The organism is Actinomycetospora atypica (assembly GCF_042653685.1).
Lineage (GTDB): Bacteria > Actinomycetota > Actinomycetes > Mycobacteriales > Pseudonocardiaceae > Actinomycetospora > Actinomycetospora atypica.
On record NZ_JBHSIV010000080.1, the window covers coordinates 1 to 1348 of the forward strand.

At 70.8% G+C, this 1348-nt stretch carries 1 protein-coding gene; it reads right to left on the minus strand.

The genetic code is table 11. The features are described 5' to 3' along the window. Positions 1–34: 34 nt before the first annotated feature. Positions 35–586, minus strand: a complete 552-nt coding sequence (locus ACFPBZ_RS29375; protein ID WP_378039647.1) for an integrase core domain-containing protein — start codon at positions 584–586, stop codon at positions 35–37. Positions 587–1348: the final 762 nt, after the last annotated feature.

Genomic DNA, 1348 nt, shown 5'->3' on the forward strand with positions numbered 1-1348 from the left:
TGTGATGTCTCAGCACATCTAGGACAGATGTGTCTCAGCACATCGCGGACAGGTTGGTGGTCCGCTGGTAGCGGACGCTGCGGTCGAGGGTAAGGCTGGCGGCGACGGTGTCATCGATGAGAACGGTGACGCGGTCGCCCTGCCAGAACACCTCGGCGGTGGCGCCGGCGTGGCGTCGGCCCAGCCCGATCGAGGTGTTGTCGAACCCGATGACCCCGGTGCCCGAGACGGTGCGGGTGACCTGTCCCGCGGCCCGCGCGGCGGGCCCGGCCGGGCCGGTGGGCTCGATGCTGTGGAAGCGGCGCTCGGGGGTGTCGCCGTCGAGGGCTTGGTGGCGGCGCTGGTTGTAGCGCACCCGGTAGTCATCGAGCAGGTCCTGCAGCTCGGGCAGGGTCGCGGGGACGGGTCGGGCGGCGAGCCACTTCTGCAGGGTGAGGTGGACCCGTTCGTTCTTCCCGCAGGTCTGCGGGTGACCGATCGAGGACACCACGGTGGTGATCCCGTGCCCGGCCAGCAGCCGTTCCATCGCCACCAGCGGCCATTGACGGCGCTTGCCGGAGAACGCGGTGCCGTTGTCGGAGAGCACGCAGGCCGGGTGGCCGTAGCGGGCGAACCCACCTGCAGCGCGGCCAGGACGTCCGCGCTGTTCTCGCTGCAGGCGGCGTAGCTGGCGACGTCGAGGCGGGAGAAGTCATCGATGATCTGGATGACGGTGGCCCGGGTGCCATCGCCGAGGTCCAGGTCGGTGCCGTCGATCTGCCACACCGCGTTCGGCGCCGGATGCACGAACCGCCGCCCGCCCTTGGGGCGCTTGCGTGGCTGCGGGACGACCTGGCCGCGCTCGACCAGGATGCGGTGGATCGTGGCTCGGGAGGGGACCTCGGCCGGGTCGAGCACCGGCCCACCGCTGGGGTGGCATCCCGCTCGGGCGATGTCGAGCAGCCGCCAGCGGATCGTCCAGGCGCCGTTGTCCCAGCCCTCGTCGGCGAGCTCCTTGCGGGCCCGCACGACCGCCTCCCCGACGTGATCAGCGGTGGCGCTGGGTCGGGAGTGCGGCGCGCGGGAACGCGGCGCCAGGCCCGCGCTGCCCTCGGTCTTGAACCGCTCGAGCTTGACGTAGAACACCGACCGGGACACCCCGGCCTTCCGGCACACCTCGGCGACCTTGATCTTCTCCCCGGTCGCCGCCCGGGCAACCGCCGCCACCAGTGCTGGATCCATCTCGAACCCTGTCCTGCCCACACCCGGGCAGGTTGGTCACCACCGTGACCAACCCACCCGGCGGGGCCTGCTCAGTGTCCGCGATGTGCTGAGACATCAACTGTCTTCGATGTCCTGAGCACAGACA